The organism is Enterobacter cloacae complex sp. P40C2, from assembly GCF_014930695.1.
In the GTDB taxonomy this organism is placed as follows: Bacteria; Pseudomonadota; Gammaproteobacteria; order Enterobacterales; family Enterobacteriaceae; genus Enterobacter; species Enterobacter pasteurii.
The window spans coordinates 328,284-350,427 of sequence record NZ_JADBRP010000003.1 but is presented as its reverse complement, the minus strand read 5'-3'; the positions used below and the strand labels follow the sequence as shown (position 1 = coordinate 350,427).

General features: G+C 58.5%; 20 protein-coding genes. All 20 read right to left on the bottom strand.

What is annotated here, in order from left to right; translation table 11 throughout:
* Nucleotides 1-17 precede the first annotated feature (17 nt).
* The 20 genes from tssG to IM304_RS09275 all read right to left on the bottom strand — a co-directional run bounded on the left by tssG (nucleotide 18) and on the right by IM304_RS09275 (nucleotide 22,020).
* The gene (tssG, locus tag IM304_RS09370) at nucleotides 18-1,061 is read right to left on the bottom strand and encodes a type VI secretion system baseplate subunit TssG (RefSeq protein WP_193354575.1); all 1,044 of its coding nucleotides are present in this window, start codon (nucleotides 1,059-1,061) and stop codon (nucleotides 18-20) included.
* The gene (tssF, locus tag IM304_RS09365) at nucleotides 1,058-2,929 is read right to left on the bottom strand and encodes a type VI secretion system baseplate subunit TssF (RefSeq protein ID WP_193354576.1); all 1,872 of its coding nucleotides are present in this window, start codon (nucleotides 2,927-2,929) and stop codon (nucleotides 1,058-1,060) included. Before tssF ends, tssG begins: the two co-directional genes overlap by 4 nt.
* A 2-nt stretch (nucleotides 2,930-2,931) precedes the next feature.
* Nucleotides 2,932-3,495 carry a type VI secretion system baseplate subunit TssE gene (tssE, locus tag IM304_RS09360; protein WP_015570336.1) on the bottom strand — a complete coding sequence of 188 codons (564 nt, stop codon included), beginning with the start codon at nucleotides 3,493-3,495 and terminating at the stop codon, nucleotides 2,932-2,934.
* Nucleotides 3,488-4,300, bottom strand: a complete 813-nt coding sequence (locus IM304_RS09355) for a type VI secretion system accessory protein TagJ (protein ID WP_148417978.1) — start codon at nucleotides 4,298-4,300, stop codon at nucleotides 3,488-3,490. Before IM304_RS09355 ends, tssE begins: the two co-directional genes overlap by 8 nt.
* Nucleotides 4,301-4,309: 9 nt before the next feature.
* Complete coding sequence (locus IM304_RS09350) at nucleotides 4,310-5,296, bottom strand: hypothetical protein (protein ID WP_193354577.1); 987 nt, start codon at nucleotides 5,294-5,296, stop codon at nucleotides 4,310-4,312.
* 16 nt (nucleotides 5,297-5,312) lie between these two features.
* Nucleotides 5,313-6,110 (bottom strand): PP2C family serine/threonine-protein phosphatase, encoded by a 798-nt coding sequence (locus tag IM304_RS09345; RefSeq protein WP_063449579.1) that lies wholly within the window; start codon nucleotides 6,108-6,110, stop codon nucleotides 5,313-5,315.
* Nucleotides 6,107-7,876 carry a type VI secretion system-associated FHA domain protein TagH gene (gene tagH, locus IM304_RS09340; RefSeq protein WP_193354578.1) on the bottom strand — a complete coding sequence of 590 codons (1,770 nt, stop codon included), beginning with the start codon at nucleotides 7,874-7,876 and terminating at the stop codon, nucleotides 6,107-6,109. Before tagH ends, IM304_RS09345 begins: the two co-directional genes overlap by 4 nt.
* Nucleotides 7,877-7,959: 83 nt before the next feature.
* Nucleotides 7,960-8,367 carry a putative T6SS immunity periplasmic lipoprotein gene (locus IM304_RS09335; protein ID WP_193354579.1) on the bottom strand — a complete coding sequence of 136 codons (408 nt, stop codon included), beginning with the start codon at nucleotides 8,365-8,367 and terminating at the stop codon, nucleotides 7,960-7,962.
* On the bottom strand, nucleotides 8,358-8,900 hold the full coding sequence (locus IM304_RS09330; RefSeq protein ID WP_193354580.1) for a hypothetical protein: 543 nt from the start codon (nucleotides 8,898-8,900) through the stop codon (nucleotides 8,358-8,360). The genes IM304_RS09335 and IM304_RS09330 overlap by 10 nt, the downstream gene beginning before the upstream one ends.
* Nucleotides 8,901-8,957: 57 nt before the next feature.
* Entirely contained in the window at nucleotides 8,958-9,440 is a 483-nt protein-coding gene (locus IM304_RS09325; RefSeq protein WP_014884229.1) for a type VI secretion system tube protein Hcp, read from the bottom strand.
* A 678-nt stretch (nucleotides 9,441-10,118) separates the two neighbouring features.
* Nucleotides 10,119-10,784 (bottom strand): hypothetical protein, encoded by a 666-nt coding sequence (locus IM304_RS09320; RefSeq protein WP_227009496.1) that lies wholly within the window; start codon nucleotides 10,782-10,784, stop codon nucleotides 10,119-10,121.
* Nucleotides 10,785-10,883: 99 nt separating this feature from the next.
* Nucleotides 10,884-12,383 (bottom strand): type VI secretion system contractile sheath large subunit, encoded by a 1,500-nt coding sequence (gene tssC, locus IM304_RS09315; RefSeq protein WP_063868514.1) that lies wholly within the window; start codon nucleotides 12,381-12,383, stop codon nucleotides 10,884-10,886.
* Between the two features lie 3 nt (nucleotides 12,384-12,386).
* Nucleotides 12,387-12,911, bottom strand: a complete 525-nt coding sequence (gene tssB / locus IM304_RS09310) for a type VI secretion system contractile sheath small subunit (RefSeq protein ID WP_022648413.1) — start codon at nucleotides 12,909-12,911, stop codon at nucleotides 12,387-12,389.
* A 75-nt stretch (nucleotides 12,912-12,986) separates the two neighbouring features.
* On the bottom strand, nucleotides 12,987-14,003 hold the full coding sequence (tssA, locus tag IM304_RS09305; protein ID WP_148417985.1) for a type VI secretion system protein TssA: 1,017 nt from the start codon (nucleotides 14,001-14,003) through the stop codon (nucleotides 12,987-12,989).
* 11 nt (nucleotides 14,004-14,014) lie between these two features.
* Nucleotides 14,015-14,731, bottom strand: coding sequence for a type VI secretion system-associated protein TagF (gene tagF, locus IM304_RS09300; protein WP_148417986.1), 717 nt, complete (start codon nucleotides 14,729-14,731; stop codon nucleotides 14,015-14,017).
* A 16-nt stretch (nucleotides 14,732-14,747) separates the two neighbouring features.
* Nucleotides 14,748-18,368 carry a type VI secretion system membrane subunit TssM gene (gene tssM, locus IM304_RS09295; RefSeq protein WP_148417987.1) on the bottom strand — a complete coding sequence of 1,207 codons (3,621 nt, stop codon included), beginning with the start codon at nucleotides 18,366-18,368 and terminating at the stop codon, nucleotides 14,748-14,750.
* A gap of 2 nt (nucleotides 18,369-18,370) precedes the next feature.
* Nucleotides 18,371-19,609, bottom strand: a complete 1,239-nt coding sequence (locus IM304_RS09290; RefSeq protein ID WP_148417988.1) for a DotU family type VI secretion system protein — start codon at nucleotides 19,607-19,609, stop codon at nucleotides 18,371-18,373.
* Nucleotides 19,610-19,626: 17 nt separating this feature from the next.
* Nucleotides 19,627-20,970 carry a type VI secretion system baseplate subunit TssK gene (gene tssK, locus IM304_RS09285; RefSeq protein ID WP_148417989.1) on the bottom strand — a complete coding sequence of 448 codons (1,344 nt, stop codon included), beginning with the start codon at nucleotides 20,968-20,970 and terminating at the stop codon, nucleotides 19,627-19,629.
* 28 nt (nucleotides 20,971-20,998) lie between these two features.
* Complete coding sequence (gene tssJ, locus IM304_RS09280; RefSeq protein ID WP_193354581.1) at nucleotides 20,999-21,502, bottom strand: type VI secretion system lipoprotein TssJ; 504 nt, start codon at nucleotides 21,500-21,502, stop codon at nucleotides 20,999-21,001.
* Nucleotides 21,503-21,525: 23 nt separating this feature from the next.
* On the bottom strand, nucleotides 21,526-22,020 hold the full coding sequence (locus IM304_RS09275; protein ID WP_148417991.1) for an SH3 domain-containing protein: 495 nt from the start codon (nucleotides 22,018-22,020) through the stop codon (nucleotides 21,526-21,528).
* Between the last annotated feature and the right edge of the window lie 124 nt (nucleotides 22,021-22,144).

Sequence of the window (22,144 nt, the reverse complement as noted above, 5' to 3'; positions counted from 1 at the left end):
ATTCGGTATACGAAGGATTATCGCTCTGCGCGATACACCAGATCGCCACGCGGAACAGGCTGTGGCTGAATGCCCAGCCAGGTGTTGTACCCTAATCGCCCGGTGCTGCCGAGCGCGGCGCCCTGCACCGCATCGGCGCGCAGGATCGCCCGTGTTTCCCATTCAAATTCTACCCCGACGTACTGCCGCACCCAGTCGCGAAGCTCGGTCACCCACGGTTCGCCGGGCAGAAAACGGTTGTACTCGTCGGCGCTCAGCGGGCCTATTTCCAGACGAAACTTGTGCTGCACGTCGCGTACCGCAATGCCGAGAAAGGCGGATTCGCCCATGCGCGGCAGGCGACGCCCCTCGCCCAGCTGCGCCTGCTCACGGGGGGAGAGCGGCATCCACTGCGGCACGTTGGCCACCAGCCTGACCGGGACGTTGAAATAGTTACGCAGGATTTTTTCGAGCCCTTCCGGGTCCCGCCCGTGGCGGGTCAGGTGCCCGGCGTGGGTAAAGCGGGCATGCGCGCTCAGGCTGCCTTTGGTCATCTGGCCCGGCTGGCCCATGCCGATCAGCGATGCCAGATAGCCTTCGAAGCGCTTGTTGTCATCGCGATCGAGGGAAACGGCTGGCTGCGCGTCCGCCCAGGCGCGGTAAAACAGCAGCGTCAGGCGATGGTGAAAGAGGTCGGCAAACGCGCTGAGGCTGTGGTCCTGATGATGATGGATACGCTCGCGGGCATACTCGGTCATATGCACCGGCAGCGGGCCGTTCGGGCCAAACAGCCCGAAGCTAAGAATCGAAACCTCGTGCAGCCCGTTCTCTTTGCGCTGCCGGACGTCGGCAACCGTAGATGGCGCAAACCCCATCGAAGGCTGCTGGCCAATGCGCAGCGGCTCAAATTTCGGCAGCGGCGCACGTCCAAGCGGATAGCGTTCGCCGCCCTGGGCATCAATGCGCCTTAACAGCTGAAACAGATCGTAGCGCCACGGCGTCTCGCGCACGCCGCGCCAGAAGGCATCGGGCAGCGGCGTCAGGCGATGCACGCGAAGCGTTGCAGGGGCAACCTCACTCATACCAGCGCCCTTTTACCCATGCGCGGCGCCCAGTAGCCGATCTCGCCGCGCTGCTGGCTCTTGAGCGTGAACTCCGTAAAGCTGTTGATGGAGACCAGGCGGGCAAAGAGACGCTCCAGCACGCTGCCGAAAAGCCACGGGCTGGCACCGGAGAAGGCGCGTTCATCCACCGTCAGGGTAATGCCGATCCCGCGGGCGAACACCACGGGGCCGGGTTCCGGCACGCGGCGGTGCACCGGCTCCAGCACGCAGTGGCGAACGCCGTCCACCTGACGGGCAACCGGCGTCTCTGCCAGGTTGGCATACAGCCCTAACAGCTGGCGCAGCGCGGCGGCGCCCTCTTCGTTTTCACTGTCCATCAGGCTGAGGTAATTCATTTGCAGCTGGCTGATAAGCCGCCAGGTGCTGAACCCTTCCGCCAGCGCCGGACGCGGCGGCGTCGGGCCTTTACGCAGGTTGAGGGTCTTCACCGGCATGGAGTCGGCCATAATGAACTGCCCGAGCTCCTGCTGGAGCATCAGCGGCAGGTCGCGGCTGGTGCACAGCACCTCGGCGGAAATGTAGCGCAGGTTGTCCTGCCACGGCGCGTGCTGCGCATCCACCAGCGAGACAAACACCTCCGAGCCGATATAGCCCGTGCGGGTACCGTAGCGAAGCGCATGCTCCGAGAGGACGCGCTGCTCGCGGCGCAGGGAAAAATAGGCGCCGTAGTTGCCCGCGTCGCCGCTCCAGGTGCTCCAGAACGGGCGAAACGTCTGGTCGTCCCGTTGCCCGTCCGCGCTGGCATAGATTTTTTTCACCGCATAAATCTCATAATCCAGCGGCCGGATGTTATCCACCACCAGATGATATTCATGCTGGCCTTCGCTCAGCTTCTGCCGCGCAGCCACTTTCGGGAACAGGTTGATCACCGGCGTGCAGTGCAGGGCCAGATGGCTGGCGTCCACCACGCGCTCCAGCTGATCGTCGCTCTTGTCGAGCAGAATGAAGATATCAAACGCTTTTTCGTCTTCGCAGCGCTGAATCAGCTTGCCCAGCCCGCTCAGGCTAATAAAGCGAAAACGTGCAGGGAACGCAAAGTACTCCTGCAACAGGCGATAGCCGTCAAAGTTACGCAGATCGTCCGGGAGCAGCGCCTGATCCGCCTCAAAGCCCTCCTGACGCAGGGCGTCGGACGACAGCAGCTGGCGCCGGGGCTGGCTGTTAACCGTCTGGCAGACGATACCCGCATGGTGCTCCATCACCAGCTCCAGCAGCTTCAGCGCCTCTATGTCCGGGCCGCTTAAGAAGAACTCCAGACGGTCAAAATCCAGATGCCCGAGATGCTGCGGGCCATCGCAGGCAATGCGGATCCGTAACGCGCTGCTGATCCCCCTCTGGCTCAGGCCCAGCTGCGCCAGCGGCAGGTCGGCAGGCACGCCGCCCAGCTCGATGCGGTCGATTTTCAACGGCAGCAGGTTGACCTCGTGCGCCGTGGTGTAGCTACAGGTGACGCCGGTTTTTTTCAGCGCCAGGCTGTCCATCATGGTGCCGCGCGGCACGATAAAGCCTTTGCTCAGGTCGCCGCGGCTGCTGTCGGGCTGAATTTCAGCGATCGCCATCGACGGCGTGGGCGCCAGATAGTTCGGCGCAATCATCTCCAGCATGCGCTGCGAGAAGCGCGGAAATTCCGCGTCCATTTTCATCTGCACGCGGGAGGTCAGGAAGGCAAAGCCTTCCATCAGGCGCTCGATGTACGGATCCGCCACTTCGATACCGCGCATGCCGAGCCGTCCCGCCACCTTAGGGTAGCGCTCGGCGAACTCCGCGCCCATCTCGCGCAGGTAGGCCAGTTCACGGTTGTAATATTCGAGCAGCTTGCTTTCCATAATTACCCCGCATCCTTCAGTTCAAAATGCCCGTTTTCCAGATCGACGTCCGTGCGAAAGAGAAACTCAAGCGGATACGGCACGCACCACAGGCGGCCCTTGATTTCGATAGACAGAACGTTGTGCAGATCCAGCGACGAGGTATCGGACACGCAGCGAACCTGAAGCCCCTGCGGGAGGATCCGCGGTTCAAAGTTAATAATCGCCTCGGTAAGCTTGCGCTGAATGTCATGCCATTCGATATCGGACATTCTTTTCCCGGCCAGCGGCGCAACGCCGAAGTTAACGACGGAACGACTCACCTGCGTCAGCCCGCTTAAGTCGCTGGAGGCATCGTGATTGATGGTATTAAACAACCACTGTAAATCCCGCAGCACGTTGCGGCGCAGCGCGGCGTGGGTGATCAGGTTGCTGTTGGCGGACTCGCGTTTCTTTTCCGGATCGTTATCGGTCAGGCGATCCAGCAGCGAGGGCTGCATTTTGTCGCGCGCCCCCACTTTCTCCTGCCTGCTGCGGGCCTGCCAGCCGCTGCGCAGCAGATCGCCTTCGCCAGCAGGATTACTCATCAGCACCATCCGCGGCAAACGTCACCAGGCTCAGGGTGAGCAGCGGGCTTTCGCTTTGCTCGCTGAGCCAGGCCTTCTGTCCCATGCCTTCATACAGCGTGCCGTCATCGTCGAGGGGAAGCCATTCGGTGGTACGTCCAAGCCTGACGCTGTCGGGTGCCCCGTCAGTAAACGGATAGCGCGCCGGGATCTGACAAACCTGCTCGGTGCCGTCCGTCAGACGAACCAGCGCATGACGCCATACCAGATCGGTCACGCTGGCCGGAGCCTGAAAGCGGATGGTGTCGATGGCGCAGAACGGCACCCAGAAGTAGCGGCCATTGACCAGGGTTTCACACACCGGCCCCAGGCGGGCATCGCCGTCCATCAGCCACTCGAAGGTGTGCTGTTCGTCATTCTCAAGCGTAAGCTGGCCTGCGCCTGCCGGCGCCTGCTCCAGCGCGGCAAGGCGCAGGGCTTGCGCGCGCTCGCCGCCTTCCGTCAGCGCCTGGGCTAAGATCGCCATCCACGGCCACTGCGCCTCGGGCATCGCCGGGCGCGCCTCTCCCGCAAACACGCGCGCGCGCTGCTGTTCGCCCTGAATGGCCTGCTCCAGCAGCGTGACGGTCGGTTTTGCCTGCGGCTTCAGCGCCAGCCAGCTTTTCAGCTGGGTCAGGGCGCGCGCCCAGTTGCCGCTGAGGATCAAAAACTGCACAAACGCGGCGCGCAGATCGGCATCCGCCGGGCGGGCTTTGATATCGGCTTCCAGGCGAAGCAGCGCGTCGCTAATCGACTCGCCCGCCAGATGTTGATAAAGCGTATTCATAGCCACTCCTTAATTAGCCGCGCGCCATGCGCCTACTGCAGGATCGCGAAGCTGCGGGCGCAGCGTATCAATCAGAACAATGTTCAGCTCCGCGCCTGGTGCAACCCATGCGCTCCAGGTTTTCTTCACCGCCGCAATGCGCGCCTGGAGCCTGGCGTCGTCGCTGGCGATCTCACGGGAGATCTCCACCGCCACCGTGCCGTTGCTCTTCCAGCCGTTCAGGCTGCTGTCGTACGGCAGGATCATCCAGCTCTGGTCGCTGTTCTGGGTGCTGAAGACCATGCGCTCCTTGTTGACGGAGGTGATCAGCGCGTTTTCAGGATCGACACTGTTGTTCAGGCCCATCACCGGGAAGCCGTGAATATAGGTTACCGGGATCGCTTTCTGCGTCCCGTTGCGGTTCTGGGTAACGACCGTGTGGCCGCTGAGCCAGCTGCCGTTGCCGCAGCGGGTGGTGTCGGAGTCCGGGATAAACAGCGCAGGCGCGGAGGCACCGCCCTCCCAGAAGGTGCGCAGGTGGCAACCGTCCTGAAGGGTGAACTCCTGCCACGGGGAGCGATCTGCCGCCACGGTGCGCGTTTCCGGGTTCTGGTCAGGCGGCAGCAGCGCGCCGGAGGTCGCGGGCGCCGTGGCCGCCGTTTCCTGCTGCTTCACTACCAGCGCCCACTCCTGCGCTTTGGCCGCCGTACCCCGGGCGAGCGTCGCCCCTTCGGGATCGTTTAGCGTCCAGTTAAGGGTGTTGAGCCTGCTGCACTGGTGCTCCAGCAGCGAGCCCAGGCGCGGCACGAAGTTTTCCAGCACCGAAACCTCTTTCCTGCCGTTGGCCACGATACGCAGCGCAACGTCCGACTTACACCAGCTTTGCGGCGTATTGTCTTTAATGTTGTCGATCCAGATATCCAGCTTCTGCGCAGGAGACTGCACGATGCGGAAGTTTTCAGCCTGTGCGGTGGTCGCCACCGTCAGAAGAGCCAAACCCGATAGCCAAAGTTTCATATCAATCCTTGTGTGTCTAATCAGTTCCGCAGGGAAGAAATTGCGCTGCGTCAGAGAGCGTATGCAGCAAAGTGGTGTCCTGAGGGTTGCCCATCCACACCGCGACGGCGGTATAGTTATCCTGAGCATTGCCCTCCTGTTCGCCATTCTTTTGAATGATTTGGTTCATTAAGGTCAGCCACTCCTGTGGCGTATTGACCATGTGCAGCGACTGCTTCATCTGCTCTTCGCTGACGCCGTGCCAGAAACCGTCGGTGCAGAGTAAAAAGGCATCGCCGTCTTCAACCTGCACAACATCGCTGTAGCTCGCCTCCGGTCCGCCGTTCTCAATGCCCAGCGCCAGATACAGCAGGTTGCTGTTGAGATCGTCGGTCTGGTGCCCGGCGTCCTTCATCTGCTGAACGAGGCTGTGATCGGTCGTAACGTGCCACAGCCAGCCGCGGCGAAACAGGTACAGGCGGCTGTCCCCGGCGTGCGCCCAGTAGGCCAGGCGGTAATCCCTGTCGATAAACAGGCTGACCAGCGTGGTGCCCATCCGGCGGTAGTCCTGTACGGCCTGCTGTTCGCTGAGGATGGTGCGGTTTGCCGTTTGCACGTAGTCACGAATATGCTGCGCGTTCAGGTGCTTATCGCCGTCGAAACGGGAAATGATGCTGTTGCGGGCCAGTTCAGCGGCCACCTCGCCGCCCGGCAGGCCCGCGATGCCGTCACAGACGACAAAGCAGGCTGAACGTTCCCCAATGGTTTCTCCCGTCTGATCCTGGTTGCTGGCGCGCGTCCCCTGGCGGGAGAGAGAAGCCGTTGCGATATTCATTTGTCTTCGGATCCGCTCTGTGAGTCTTTGTACTGATTGACCTCCATGTCATAGGCATGGAGGAAGGCTTCGCCAAACAGGGTATGGAAGTCGTCTTCGATCTCCCCTGCCGTCTCGCCATAGCTGCGTACAAAATAATCCCACAGCGCGGCTTTACGGCTGCCCGGCAGCGCCAGGCGCGACGTCATCCCGTTCTGCTTCGCCTGCTCTTCGAGCTGCTCCGGGTTAAAGGATTGCAGCATGGCGGCAATGATGGCGCGGATACCGGAGATCATCCCCAGCTGGTGCGCCTGTAAATCGATCAGCGCATCGCGCACCGATTTGGTCGGCGGCATAAAGCCAGGCATCGGCGTGCCGAACATCTGAATCAGCACCGTTTTCCCGGTCGGCAGCAGCTTGAACGGGTTGTTGGCATCGTCGAGCACCATGGTCATATCGGCCTTCACGCCGCGCTTGAGGATAGAGCGCGACGAGAGCAGCGCCACGGTTCCCTGGGAGAACATGCCCAGGATCTGGCCCAGCTGACGCATATTTTCCCGATCGAACTGCGGCACCGGCTGCATTTCGCTCAGCCCCATCCCTTCCAGAAGCGCCTCCAGCAGCTCGCCCTGCAGCACCTCGCCCTTCTCGCCGTTCTGCACGGTGGAGGCAGGTGATGCAGCGTTTTTAACCGGGTCGATACGCAGGCGGCCTTTAGGCGCCTGAGCGTTGCTGCGCGCCACGGCCTGCGGCGTTGGCATGGTGAAGCCGGCGTAGTCGGTACGCGCGGGCTCTTCTTCTTCCGCGCGCGGCGCGTCCTGCGGTTCCGGGGCGAAGAGCGGAGAATCGGCAAGGGGATCCGCTTCCGGCTCGGGCTCGGATACCGGCTCTGGCTTCGGCTTCTCGGCCGCGATCTCATCCGGATGCGTTAACGGCGCGCCGCCCATCAGGCCGAGCGGGTCATCATGGCGTGCGGCAGGCGCGCTGGCCGTCCCGCCAAACAGGGCCAGCGGATCGAGTTCATCCGCCGCCTCCTCCTTTGGCTGGGCAGGTTTGCTTTCGTCCGGCTGCACCAGCGCTGAAGGGGTGACATCGTCAAAGATGCTCTCTTTTTTAAACAACGCTTCATCGCTGAACAGCGTGTCCGGGTCAACGTTCTTACGCTCGAGCCTGGGATCGCTGTCGTTGAACATTGCCAGCGGATCTTCGGCGTTGCGCTCCGGGGCCGCAGGCTGGGAAAACGGGTCGTGAGAAGCTGCGGGCTGTGGTTTTGCGCGGTTGCTGGAGATGCTGTCGGAGATGGAGAACTCCTGCATCAGGCTGTCCCAGATTTCCGTCGGCACGGCCGTCGGCTCGGCTTTGCCGCGCGGCGCGGCGCTTGCAGGTTTCGGCTGCGGTGCCGGAGCAGGTGTCGCCGCCGGACGCGCCTGCTGCATGCTGGCCGCCATACGGCTTACGGGCTGGGTATCGTGAATCAGTTCGCTGACTTCGATGCGATACTCATCAATACCGAGAATATCCCCATCCTGAAGCTCAACCTGACGCCCACGCTCAAGAGGAATGTCATTTAATACCACGCGGGTAACGCTGCCGCGGTTCGTGACGCGGCATTCGCCGCTGGCGTCGACGTGAACGATGGCCTGCAAACGCGAGATAGTGCGGTCATTGTCCGGCAGCACCAGATTGTTATCCGTACCGCGCCCAATGGTGCCGCCCGGGGCATAAAAATCACAGCTGCTTTGCGGCGGCTGATGACCGGGTTTCGTAGAAATAATCGTGAATCGCATGGCGTATTCCTGCTGGTATGATTAGCGCTCAAACGCTGCCGCTCTCGGAGGTGAAAACGGCGGGGTTTGGGGGTTAAAGCATCCTATTCGGTCTGCGTAATCTTAAATTGGCCTGACGCATTTTCTTCTAGCGTGAATCGAGCAGCATAACGAACAGAATCGTTTTTTCCCGAGACTTTCAGGGCGACATCATATTCTCCGGTTCGCCACGCAATACCGCTCCATTGATGACACTGCTGGGTATTCAACGTCACCACAGGGCTATACGTAGATGGCGGTGATATCGTTTTCCATTCATTCACCGCCCGTTTCATAATGGTGGGCGAATGGCTGGTAACAGGCGCATCTAATCCGGAATTAGCAGGAATTGCGAAGCAGGGTTCGTTGTTTTTTAGCGTAACGGTAAGCGACTGGTATTGTGCGGGATGAGACACGCAGGCACTCGCCATTAACGTAACCGATAATGCACCGAATACTTTTTTCATAACCATGCCCGCCGTTCCTTAGGGTTTTTAATAAACAAAGACAATGCTTGCTGATACTTATCCCTCAGATCTGGTCCGATAATACCTTCAAAACCTGCAATATTGCGAAAATCACCCAAGCCGTAATTTATCAGAAAATAATAATCTGAAATGATTGAAGCCTGCTGCTCCATCCCAAAGTCCGAGAGTTTTTTATCCGGCGGTAACGAGTAATTATAGCTTGCGGCCCAACTGAATGCGCCTCGGGTTCGTACATTCATTCCAATCTGGTGCTGCAGCACATGAACCATTTCATGAATAAACCAGTGTTTATACCGAGGGACTTCCGTGGAGAAATCATCACGGTAATGGGGTTCCCGGAAATAGAGTTCACCATTAGGCGTCATTGCAACGTTGTTAGATTGCATATTAAATGGCAGATAGCTTTTATTATGCACTTTTACTTCTGAATATTTTATGGCGTCACTAAACACGGTTCGTGCGAGGGCGATTTCACCAATAGTCAGAGGACGAGAGCTTCCTTCCTGCAAACTTGCCATACTATCTTCCCTTCCGGTTGATAATGACCGGGGAAAACTCCCCGGCCATACGGGCAATTACGCTTCTTTGTTCTCTTTGATGTTCCAGCCAGCGCTGCTTTCAGCACCTTTACCACCGGCAGTGGTCTGCTCCCAGTACTGCTGTTTCACTTTCGCAGCCTGGAATGCATAGGTCACGCCAACGGTATCGCCGTTGTCGGCACCGGTGTACTGAACGGAAGTCACGAGAACGTCTTCCAGGGTGATGCGGGTATATTCAACCTGCTGACCACCCGCCTTACAGACGGACAGTTCAACTTTGGTCAGGTGCTTACCGCTTGCGCAGTGTTTCAGGATTGCTGTAGTGGATTTGTCGATCAGAGCGTTAACGTGCAGATCGTTAAAGTTAACTTTACCGGCACCGCCGCCGCCACCAACGCTCATATTACCCGGCTGGGACGCGCCCCAGGAGAAGGAGGTAATATCAGTCCAGCCGGTGTGGTTAGAATCTTTAGATTCGCCCGTAACACCCTCGACCTTCAGAAACATATCAATAGCCATAATATCTACTCTTCGTGGATGAACAATATTGCTTTCGAAAAAGCCCTTATATGGCAAACAGGAAAGCATGGGGCTGAATAAAACCGTCCATATTTTACCTCTGCCTCTAGTCTGTCGATATCGTACTCGCACAGACTGTTCAGAGTGGCTGCAATAACAACCACCCTAAATTATGGTTTGTCACTCATCAATGTGACTCAACGCTAGACAATCATTGATTTCATCATCTAGAATAATTTCAATCACTTCCGGATTACAGAAGGACACAAATGAAGAAACTTCTCTTAACAATACTTGCAATCGGATTATTCATTGTTGCAATTTTCACTACCGTGAATCTATTCCAGTCCGCATGGTATGTTTTCACTCTTGAGCAGATGACTACCCTGTCGGCTGGCTACCTGTTTGGGAAATTACTTTTCCTGCTTATTGTTCTTCTGATAATTTATTATCTGCTGAAATTATTACGCAAATCAAAGCCGTGATTTTAATTTTTCAGCAAAGTAATAAATAGCGATAGATGTAGCCATAGAAAATATTAACAAAGCTGCATTTATCGTTATTTCAAAAGTACTCACACCCCAGTCAAAGACGAAAACATAATAACCAAGCACCGTAAAGAAAAGCATGAAGGATATTAGAAGCATGAGGTATACCCCTATATATCTAATTGCTTTATTAAACACGGGGAACCCCCGTTAAAAAACGGTTAAAAATATCTTGATCGATAGCGCCATGACTTTGTTGATAGTTTATAGCTTCAATGAATGGTTTAACGTTATCTTCAACAAGGAAATATAACAAATCCAAATCTCCCGCACCACGCAACTCGTTATAAACATCTTTATTTAATTTTAACAGATCATATGATGTATAAACTGAGCGAGAAATAGAAGCACCAACGCTTAACACTCCAGTAATTCCAGCAGAGACCAGAAAACGCGGTACAATCTTCGAAACAAACAATGCAATTAGCTCGTTTACAAAAATCATTTTAAAGGCAACACCACCGACTTGCGACCCACCTATTTTCAGGAGTAGCTCCTTAGATTGATCTTCAGATAATCCAGACAGATAGCGTTTTATAACTGTATTTATTAACCGACGGACATCCTCTGACGTGAGCCCTTTTTTGATAAGGGTCAGTAGCCTGATTTTGTCGGTTTGGTTTCGCCACCGGTGATCTGAATCAAGGAAATCCTTCGTAAGCATCCATAAATCTTCCGGGATGGACATAAAACCATCGACCGCGCTCCGGGCGAAGATTTCAGGACCACTTTGTTTGCGCGTGTTGAATATTTTCAACATGCCTTCGGCAATTTCTGTTGGCGAACTAGCTCCCAATTTCAGATCTCCCTGAGGTGAATAAATGTCGTTGATGAAATTTAAAGAAGTTGGTTTCGAAGAACGAAGTTACCGGCCCCTTCGGGCCGGCAATCGTCATTACGCGTCTTTCGTCTTCAGCGACGGCAGTTTAGATACCAGGCGCAGGGAAACGGTCAGGCCTTCCAGCTGGTAGTGCGGGCGCAGGAAGAACTTCGCGGCGTAGTAGCCCGGGTTGTCTTCGATCTCCTGCACCTGCACTTCCGCAGCCGCCAGCGGCTTGCGAGACTTGGTCTCCTGGGAGGAGTTAGCCGGGTCGCCGTCCACGTAGTTCATTACCCAGTCGTTCAGCCAGCGCTCCATCTCTTCGCGCTCGCGGAAGGAGCCGATTTTGTCGCGCACGATGCACTTCAGGTAGTGGGCAAAGCGGCAGCAGGCGAACAGGTACGGCAGGCGAGAGGCCAGACGCGCGTTCGCGGTGGCATCCGGATCGTGGTACTCGGCAGGCTTTTGCAGCGACTGCGCGCCGATGAAGGCGGCAAAGTCGGAGTTTTTGCGGTGAACCAGCGGCATAAAGCCGTTTTTCGCCAGCTCGGCTTCGCGACGGTCGCTGATGGCAATTTCGGTCGGGCACTTCATGTCCACGCCGCCGTCATCGCTCGGGAAGGTGTGGCACGGCAGGTTTTCAACCGCCCCGCCGGACTCCACGCCGCGAATAGAGGTGCACCAGCCGTACTCTTTGAAGGAGCGGTTGATGTTGGCCGCCATCGCATAGGCAGCGTTCGCCCAGGAGTAGCTGTTGTGGTTCGCGCCGTCGGTCTGCTCTTCGAAATCGAAGCTGTCGACCGGGTTGGTGCGAATGCCGTACGGCAGACGCGACAGGAAGCGCGGCATCACCAGCCCCAGATAGCGGGCATCTTCAGATTCACGCAGTGAACGCCAGGCGGCGTACTCGGTGTTCTGGAAGATTTTCGTCAGATCGCGCGGGTTGGCCAGCTCCTGCCAGGACTCCATCTGCATCACGCCCGGCGCGGTGCCGGTGATGAACGGACAGTGGGCCGCGGAGCCAATGCGCGCCATCTCGCCCAGCAGCTCAACGTCCTGCGGGCTGTGGTCGAAGTAGTAGTCGCCCACAATGCAGCCAAACGGCTCGCCGCCAAACTGACCGTACTCCTGCTCGTAAATTTTCTTGAAGATCGGGCTCTGGTCCCAGCCCACGCCCTTGTAGCGCTTCAGGGTACGGCCCAGCTCCTGCTTGGAGATGCTCATGAAACGGATCTTCAGCATCTCGTCAGTTTCGGTGTTGTTCACCAGGTAGCTCAGCCCGCGCCAGGCGCTCTCCAGCTTCTGGAACTCGTCGTGGTGAATGATCTGATTCACCTGCTGCGACAGCTGCTCGTCAATACCGGCAATCAGGTTCTGAATGGTGCGGTAGGTGTCGTTGGAGAAGGTCACGGTGTTTTCCAGCGCCTGCTGCGCCAGCGTTTTTACCGCGCTCTCAACGGCAGAGCGCGCCTGATCGGTTTTCGGGCGGAACTCTTTATTCAGCAGCGCGCTGAACTCGTCCTGGCTGAACGCCTGGCCCGCCTGCTGATCGTGTTGTTGAGTCTGGTTGCTCATCGATTATTCCTCGCTACCTTTCGCACTTTCGTCATTTTTTGGCATCTGGCTCAGGGATTTGAGCAGCGTCGGATCCTGGAGAATTTTGGCGATCAGCTCTTCCGCACCGTTTTTGCCGTCCATGTAGGTCAGCAGGTTAGAGAGCTGGGTACGCGCTTCCAGCAGCTTGTTCAGCGGCTCTACCTTGCGCGCCACCGCGTCCGGCAGGAAGTCGTCCATGCTGTCAAAGGTCAGATCGACGTTGAGCTTCCCTTCGCCGGTCAGGGTGTTATCCACCTGGAACGCCACGCGCGGCTTCAGCGCCTTCATGCGTTCGTCGAAGTTGTCGATGTCGATTTCCAGGAACTTACGCTCGTCAACGGCTGGCAGGTTTTCCACCGGCTTGCCAACCAGATCGGCCATAACGCCCATCACAAACGGCAGCTGAATTTTACGTTCTGCACCGTAGATCTCTACGTCGTACTCGATCTGCACGCGGGGAGCACGGTTGCGTGCGATGAATTTCTGTCCACTGTTACTCATTGCCATGATGTTCTCCATCAAAGATGCGCGGTGAAGGTGAAACGGCAGACTCCATGCCTGTCGTCATAATGCCAGGACGCGTCATTCGCGGCGTCCAAAGATGTTTTCCAGTTGGTTAACGCCGTCTGGCGCCAGGTCGCGAATAATGTCCATAAAGTTGAGTTCAGACAGCCGCTGCACCCGTTCAATCATGAGCGGTGCGGGATGGCTCGGTTCGTACTGCGCAAAATACTGCTTCGCTTTTTCCAGCATCAGCTGGGCGTCGGCGCGGCTGGTCACCTGTACGCTGCGCCAGTCCGTTACCTGCTGGACAGGCGCAGCGGCAGCCGGCTGCGGCTCCGCATGCTGTTCAGCCTGCGCCTCGCGGTTCGGCAGCAGCTTGCTGATGTCGGTCACCTGGCAGGCGCTGGCCACCAGCCCGACGGTTTTCAGCAGCTGTTCCATCTCCGGTACGCCGCTTTCACCGAGATAGCCGATAAGCAGCTCGCGGATGGCCAGCAGACGCGCGTTGATCTCGATAACCGCCGCGGTGCCGGGCTGGTCGCCGCGGGCCAGCTCGTCAATCAGTCTTGGACGTCCGCCGGGATAGTCCGGGCATTCGGTTTTACTGCCGTCGAGCAGCGCCTGAGCGTCACGCAGCGAAATTTCATCGCCGTTTGAGCGCAGCAGCGAGGCGTTGCGTACCGCGACGGTCAGCTCGGACTTATCGCTCAGCCCGGCGAGGGCGTTAATGCGGTAGAACGGATCGGTCTCGCCATACTCTTCCAGCAGGGGGTAGAGCTGCTCCCAGTACCGGGACAAGGCTTCCTGCACCAGCAGCAGCCCGTCGGCGTAACCAGCGAGCCCGCGGCGACGCGTCCAGGCGTGGGTTAACGCCAGCATGACGCGAAGATCTTTGGTGCGCCCCAGCAGGCTGGTAGCGAGTTTTTCTACCGTGTTCCAGTCGGCGGGCTCCGCCGGAATAATCGTGTCGCCAAACTGCTGCTCGGCTTTGCCCTGGCTTGCCTGCCCCATGGCCTGGAAATCGGCGTCGTACTCCAGGTTTTCCCCGCAGGGGTTTTCAGGGCTTATCGGCGCGAGAAATTCATCGATATTCATAAAGTCCCTGCTTATTCAAACATGGGCGGATAAAGACCGTGGCGGCCCGGTCGGGCGCCGCCTGCCGGATCGAACAGCAGCGTAAACAGCTGCCCGGTGAAGTTCCCGCTGTGTACGTGAGTATAAAGCGGGTAGCCGTCGCAGCGGTTCGTCCACCAGTAGCTGGTCTGACGCAGCGGATCGAAACACTCCGCCGCCTGCGGCCAGCCCAGCGTGTTCTGACCATCGTCCTCATAGCCAATCACGTCCAGAATGTCGGATCGCTTCTGCGGCTCAACCGGCTGCGGCGCCGGGATCGTCATTAACATTTCATCAAGCTGCGAAGCTGAATAGCCGTTACGCACCGCGTGCAGCCCCAGGCGGCCAAGCTGCTGGTACCAGCCTTCAGCCTGCCCGAGCAGACGGGATGACCATTCGGCCGGGGTAAAGCTCAGCTGAATGCAGACCGGATAGTGGCGACCTACGCTGTCGCGGCCCGGAAGCAGGCAACCCATCTGAATCATCTGGCTGCCGAGCATCGGCGGAACGACAAAGTTCCACACCGGCGCTTTGGTAAACTGGCGCTCGCCGCTGCGCTGCTCTTCCTGTTGCCAGGCCAGCAGGCCGACCTGAAACCAGTGCGACCACTGGCGTTGCAGGGTGTCCGGAAAGCGACGCTGCAAAAAATCTCCGGCGCTGGGCAATTTGCCATACCAGCTGTAGCGGTTCATCGCAGGGGTATTCGTCATACGGCTGTCCTTGCGGTTATGGGCATGAGAAACGGGGAAGCTGGAACGGGTTGCGGATGCTGTTCGGCGCAAACTCCAGCGTGACCTGATGTCCGTCGACGCTGAAGGTAGCCTGACGGCTCAGGCTACCTGCGCCAGGGCTGGTGCGCGCCTTGTCGAAAAAGCGGTTGAGCGCCCAGGCGCCGTTGGTTACTAGCGTCGCGGTACTGCCGTTTGCCAGGCCGAGCTGCATACGCACCTGGTTGGTGCCGCCCGGCCCCGGCCAGTTCATGATCTGCACCGCCTGCGGGCCGTGGCTATAGCGCAACAGCTGCCCGTCCACGTCCAGGGTGAGGTTCAGAATGGTGTTATCCATCCGCACGGTGCGCACCGTGACCTTAAAGGATGGCGTCGTGGCTCCGTTGGCAAAGAAGGCATCGCGGATGGACTGCGCCTGCTGGAACGGACGCAGCAGCCCTTCGCTGCCCGGGAGCGTTTTGCCGTCGATGCCCGGCATAAAGCGCCAGTTCGCCTGAGTGGTGTCCACTTTATTGGTCAGGTTATCGCGGAAAAAGGTGTCCATCAGCCCGGTTCCCGGGGCAAACATGCGGGCGAGATCGTCCGGCGTCACCTCGGTGCTGGCGCTGCGCACCAGCGGGTAGCGCCCGGCAATCGCCTGACGGCAGAACCCGCCTACCTCCACGTTGATTCGCTTACGCACGTTCTCCAGATCCCGGCGCTGGGTATCGCTGCTGGCGCCCACGGCCATGTTGCTGAACATGGTTTGTAGCCCGCCCGGAAGACGGCCCGCGCTGGCCTGCAGGCGGCTGATTGCATCTCCGCCCGGGGCAGGCATACCGCTGTTAGCCGCATCCTGAACGGCGGTCAGGTAGCGATAAAGCTCGTCAACCTGCTTGAGAAAATCATCAAAGACGATGGTCTTGCCGCCCTTCTCCAGCGGCTGCGCCAGCTCAATCATTGGGGCAAAGTGGTCGGTCACCAGCTGCTCGGGCGCCTGGTTTACCACCGCGCCCTGGGTTGGGGCATTGTCGTCGTTGCTGAAGAGCGCCTCAAGCGTTCGGGTGGCGCGGTTGCTTTGCGCTTCCGCTTTCTGCGCATCTTCAGGTGCCGGAGCCGTGCGCGACAGCGTCAGCACTTTGCTCAGGTTGAGCACCAGACGGCGCAGCGGCGAGTTGGTGCCTGAAAGCAGGCGCGCGGTATTGATGCGCTGGGAGAGATCGGCGCTGTTATTGAGCTGAATGTCCGCGAGGAAGCGATCCCAGTTGACGATAAAGTCGCGCATATAGAGCTGACGCACGGCGTTGTCGATCTGCTGTTTATCCTCCTCAGCGCTGGTGGCGCCCAGCACCCAGGCATCGTCTTCGTGCAGGGCGGTGGTGACGCTGTCGATCTGGTCGTTAAAGCTTTTCCAGTAGCCGTCCGGGGTAAAGAGCCCCGGCACGCCTTCGCTCACCGGCTTGCCGCTTTTCCGGGAAAAGACCAGCTCGCTCTGCGGGCCGCCGAGGTCAGAAAGCGAAACCGGCTTCAGGCTCTCGTCACGCTCCAGCAGACGCTTCAGGCGGCCGTAGACGCGGGTAGAGAGCGGCTGCTGGTTGATGAGCGCCCTTTCCCGGGCCACCAGGTCTTCGTCCTGCGCATACGGTGAGGCCTGAATTTTCGGCTCCAGCAGCTGCGTCAGGTGCCACTCCAGCTCCTGGAGCTGCGCCTGCGTAACGTTCTGCGGCAAGTTGCGCTGCAGGTTAAGCATCACCCACGAGTGCAGGAATTTGCCGTCGTAGTGCTTCGGCTGGTAGAGCATCTGGTAGGCTTTCAGCGCCTCATAGCTGTACTCCACGTCGCTGCCGTTGTCGTTACGCAGCCAGGTGGTGATGTGCATCGCGACGGCAGGCAGCAGCAGCTGGTCCAGCGCTTTCTGATAAAGCGACTGGGACGCATCGCTGACGTCATCCCCGCGATAAAGCCCCATCCGGCGGGACACAGGCGGGTCGTTAACGTCAAACGCATCGCTTTTTGGCAAATCCACCAGCCCGTTAAGCAGCGGCAGAAGCGCAAACAGGTCGCGCTGGGGCTGATTTTGCAGCGCCTTGCTCTGCTGCTCCAGCATCGGCACCTTCGCGTCAACCTCTTCCAGATACGCTTTATTTTTGGCGTAGCTGGTCAGCCACAGGCCAGCCAGGATCGCCAGCAGGGCCAGCAGCGCCGCATAGCCGGACCACATTACGGCGCGGTTACGCAGTTCCCACCAGCGGTTTTCACCGGCAATGCCCGCTTCCTGGAAAATCACGTTTTGCAGCAGGTTCTTGATGAAGAAGCTCTGCCCCTTCGCCCCCGGGATCGGCGCGTCTTTGCTCACCGAATCCCAGCTGTCGCTCTCGCCTCCTTCCGGCAGCGAAAGCGCGCGGTTCAGCTCGCCCATCACCCGATCGAACGGCATGCCTTCCTGCGTGCCGCTGGCGAAATAGATGCCGCGCGGAGAAAATTCGGTTTCAAAGTTTGAACGGGCAAAGACCGTGCTCAGGTAGTCTGCCAGCAGCGGGCGCAGCGCGGCGAACTCCTGGGGGAAGAGATACGCTTCGGCGCGCGTTTTTGCGTCGTGCTCCTTAAGCATGGTTTCCGGCAGGCCAGCGTCCAGACGCTGTTGCAGCAGGGAGAACTCCTGCTGGAAGTTACCCATCAGGTCGTAATCGGCGTGTCGGGTTTGCTCCCACGGCAGCGTAAAGCCCCAGATCTGGTCGCGCTGGGCTTTGTCGTAATCGGCAAACCAGGCGCGGAAGCCTTTGAGCAGGTCAGCCTTGGTGACCATGACGTACACCGGGAAGCGGATACCCAGCTGTTCGTGCAGCTCCGAGAGACGCTGGCGAATGTTCACCGCCTGCTGGCGGGAGGCCTCCGCGGACTGAGACAGCAAATCGGAAATGCTGATGGTGATAATTACGCCGTTAATCGGCTGGCGGCGGCGGTATTTGCGCAGCAGGTTGATGAATTCCAGCCACTCGCCGGCGTCCTGAACCTGCTCGCTCTCCTGGGTGGTGTAGCGGCCAGCGGTATCCAGCAGCACCGCCTCGTTGGTAAACCACCAGTCGCAGTTACGCGTGCCGCCAATGCCGCGCAGCGCGGTTTTACCGAAGCGGTCCGCCAGCGGGAACTGCAACCCGGAGTTGGCCAGCGCGGTGGTTTTACCGGAACCCGGCGCACCAATAATTACGTACCACGGCAGCTGATAGAGATACTGCGTGCTGAAGCGCTGCGTCCACTGCGCACCGTGCCCCGCCTTGCTGAAGTGGGCTTTTTTCAGCATCTGGGCGGCTTCGTCGAAGCGCCCGGCCAGGATCTGCTCCTCGCTGTTCAGTCGCTTCTGCGGATCGGCCGCTTCCGGGCTGGTGGTGTTTTCGTTGAGCTTGTCCATCAGCTTGCGGTTCAGCCAGGCGTTATACAGCCGCGGCAGAATGTGGCTCTGAGCCCAAATCAGGTAGACCACCGCAATGCTGATGACGCGGTTTTGTTCAGATTCGAGGGGGCGGGTATCGACGATGGACAACAGCGGGCCAATCATCCAGATCACCGCCGCGAGCGCCGTTACGCCGAGGAAGCTCCACAGAATGCGATTGGTCAGTATGGAAAGAAGAGTAGTCAGCATCCTTAGTTTCCTTGCGGCAATCCGTTCAGCTCGGCCTGCGTATTTTCAGGCGACACCAGCAGAGTGATCTCTACGCGGCGGTTACGGGCGCGATTTTCAGGCGTAGTGTTTGGCGCTACCGGGTTGATCTCGCCTCGCCCTTCGGCTTTCACGCGTTCTGGCTGCGAGAGGCTGCCCTGCAGCTGTTTTTGCACCGAGCGGGCGCGCTCAAGCGAGAGTTCATAGTTGGAGGCGAAGCGAGCGCTGCGGATCGGCACGTTGTCGCTGTAGCCCACCACCAGAATCTTGCCGCTGACGTTATTCATCGCCTGGGCGATGCGGTCAATCACCGGCTCATAGCGATCGCGTACCACCGTTGAGGCAGAGGCAAACAGTCCGTCTCCTTTGAGGATCACCACGCTGCGGTCCGCCTCATCCTTAACGGCCACCAGGCCGGCTTCAATTTCCGGCTTCAGGAAACCACGCAGGTTCAGCACCGCCGGAAGCTGGCGCGCGGGCTGCTGGATGGTGGTTTCAGGCAGCTGAGACTGGTAAATCTTCGCCAGCACCGGGCTGGTGTTATCACCCAGACGCCAGTTGAGAACGATATAGAACAGGCAGGCGATAAAGCCGACCAGCGCCACGCACGCCCACAGGGGGATCATCGGACGCCAGAGCTTACGCAGCACCGGACGATCTTCCGGGTGGGGCGAAAGCGGCGGCGGGTAGCTGCCGCGCACGCCACGGATCATCTGCCACAGGCGCTGTTTGATGGTTTCAAGCTGGGTGCGGCCATTGTCCAGCACGCGGTAGCGCCCTTCAAAGCCAAGCAGCAGACAGTAGTTGATCATCTCCAGCAGCAGAATGTGCTCGCGCGGGTTTTGCGACAGGCGCGCCAGCAGCTGGAAGAACTTCTCGCCGCCCCAGGTTTCGTTATGAAACGTTACCAGCAGGCCATTGCTTGACCAGACGCCGCTGCTGCCCCATGGCGTCAGGGCGGCCGCTTCATCCAGCGCCGTACAGAGGCAATAGCGCGCGCCGACGATCACCTCATAGGGCAACCCCGCCTGCTGGCACCGCACTTCGAAACGGCGAATCTCATCAATCAGGCGCTGGCGCAGCCCAACCTGGTCGTCGTGGGAAACCGAATGACGGATTTGCGGAATCGCGTTGAGCAGCGGATTGGCGGCCGCCACCAGCTGATTATTGCCACTGGCTCCGGTAAACACGGCATCACTGCCGGTATCCTGTCGTTCCTGCATATTAAGCGCTCGCTTTATTATTCTGTCGGGCTACGGATGGCCCAGAACTCCATATCGAGACCCGGGAATTCCCCTGCAAGATGCAGAGCGAATGCGCCGGACTTGTCCATCTCGTGCCACAGCTCGCTGCCCCTCTCCAGCTCAAAATAGCTGTAGCCCGCATGCCACGGGATCTGCGGCGGGGCAACGGGCATTGCGCGGAGCATAATGCCCGGCAGCTGGAGCTGTACCAGATCGCGAATTTTCGAGACCGGCGCTACCTTCATCTGGGCAGGGAAATGGGTTTGCAGGTGTTCGCCAGGCACGTTGGCTTTGACCGCCAGCACGAAGCCAAACTCCCGTACCATGCTGGTTTCCGGCACGGTGGCGATATTCAGCCCGTGGGAACGCTCGTGCAGCGGCAGCTGAATGGCGTGGTCTTCCATCACCAGCGACAGTCCCTGGCGCAGCATCAGCATCAGCTTGCTGAAGCAGACGGCAAGATCGTCATGATCGTATACCGGCAGAACGCTCTCGGCGGTGCGCTGCGGTGTCCAGGTGGCGAGCTCCGTCGCAAACGGCAGCCAGCTGCGCCAGAGCGCTTCCGGGTGAAGCAGCGGCAGCGTTTTAAGATGCGACACGTCTCCCAGATGACGGTTGATCAGCGAAAGCAGCGTAAATTCAATCATCTCAGAGGTGTTAAAACGGCCCGGCTGGCGCAGGCGCCCCCCAATCTGCTGGCTACGCTGGACCAGCAAACCGTGCAGATCGTTGATCATGCCGTACAGCTGGGGGCTGTTATTGGCGTTCAGCATCGGCGGGATGTAGCTGTTATCGAGCCGCACGAGGTTGTCGTTGCGTTTTTCGGTCACGAACGCCACGCCGATGGCGGTCCACTCTGCCGTCAGATCTTTCTCCAGCATCAGCGTCAGGCGCAGACGGCCAAACTGGACCGTCGCCTCCCCCACCGCCATGGCGTTATCGTCTTCCACCTCTTGTTCAAAGGTAATAAAACGCGCCAGTGAAGCCTGCTCCTCGCTGAAGATCACCTCTTCCCGACCGCCGCGACGAACCGGCAGCGCAAGCACCACCTTTTCATTGGTGAGATTATCCGGGATCCTGAGCGGAGCCGGACCGTTACGATCGCTGCGAACCTGGAAAAACGTGCCGTCAGGCAGCAGGCCGCTGCAGTAGCTCAGGGCGATGCAGCCCTGACGCAGCATCGCCTCGTCCAGCTCAAGGTCGAGAAAGCCCCAGAGATACGATCGCTGCAATGCTCCCCACTCACGAACGTGGTTGAGCAGGTAACTTTCTGCCCGCTGAAAATGGTGCGGACGCAGGAACATACCTTCGGTCCAGACGACCTTTTCTGCTTTCGTCATGATGATCTCTTTCCTGTTATGTAGGCCGTTACTGGCTGATGACCCGGATTCCATTTACGTCAAGAAAGACGCTGGCCTGAAGTTCATCTGCGGACCATTTCCAGAACTGGTAAATCGCGTTTTCGCCGGGAACAGGCAAAGGGAGTGAGACGCGCCATTTTTTTCCGTCCAGCGCCTGATATTCCGCCATCACGCCGATATAGCGCGCTTCCGGTGAGCTTTGTCCGCTCAGGGTTTTCGAAAGCTGGCCCGGCATCAGGAAGAATACATCGCTGTTCAGCAGATTCGCGCCAAGGGTGGCTGACGCGTTGTTCTGCAGGGAATAGAAGTCGCTGGACATGAAATCCGCATCGGATTTCAGCAGCAACACTCTGACCTTAAGCGGCGCAGAATCATTGATTTGAGGATGAGCCTGAAACTGCAGATTGTAGCGGGAGGGGTCGCTGTGTGAAGACGACGTACAACCACCGATCGGAGCGAAAATCACCGCCAGAAAAGCGAACCACATCAGATGTAATTTTTTATTATTCATAAAAATACGCTCTTGAAACCCGTTTAGTTCAGGATCCACGTACCGTTCGCGCTGTCTTTGCAGGCTTTGCTGTTGCCATCGACGTCAACACAGGTGGCTTTTTTCCGCGCTTTAGGACGCAGTGCCTGTTTACGCACGGTGGCCTCGTACTGATCGGCCTTGATCACGGCACGCATCGGCACGTAACCAATCAGCTGTTCATTCCCTTCATCGGCCAGCGCCATCCAGAAATGTTCAACCTGACCCAGCACAACATAGGTTTTGCCGGTTTCCAGTGTACGGATCACTTTTCCGCCGTAATCAGGACGGCTCATCAGGGACGCCGGATACATGGCACGGTACGGTTCATTCACCTGGGTGAACTCCGCCGGAGGGGTAACGGCATGACGGTGCGTCAGCGTGACGCCGTTAACCTGGCTGGTGACGATCGTATCGTCGGTGATCGCTGGTTTCTGCGGCGCCTTACAGCCCGCCACCGCCATAACAAACAGAAGTGATAACAATACGCGCAGTTTCATATGCTTTTCCGTAGCGATATTTAGAGGATGAAGAGAGGGGATAAAATTTGACTTAGGTGCTATTGTTAAAATAGTCAGGATATTTTCAGCATGTAACTATTTAAGGGCATAGCTACCGCACGAG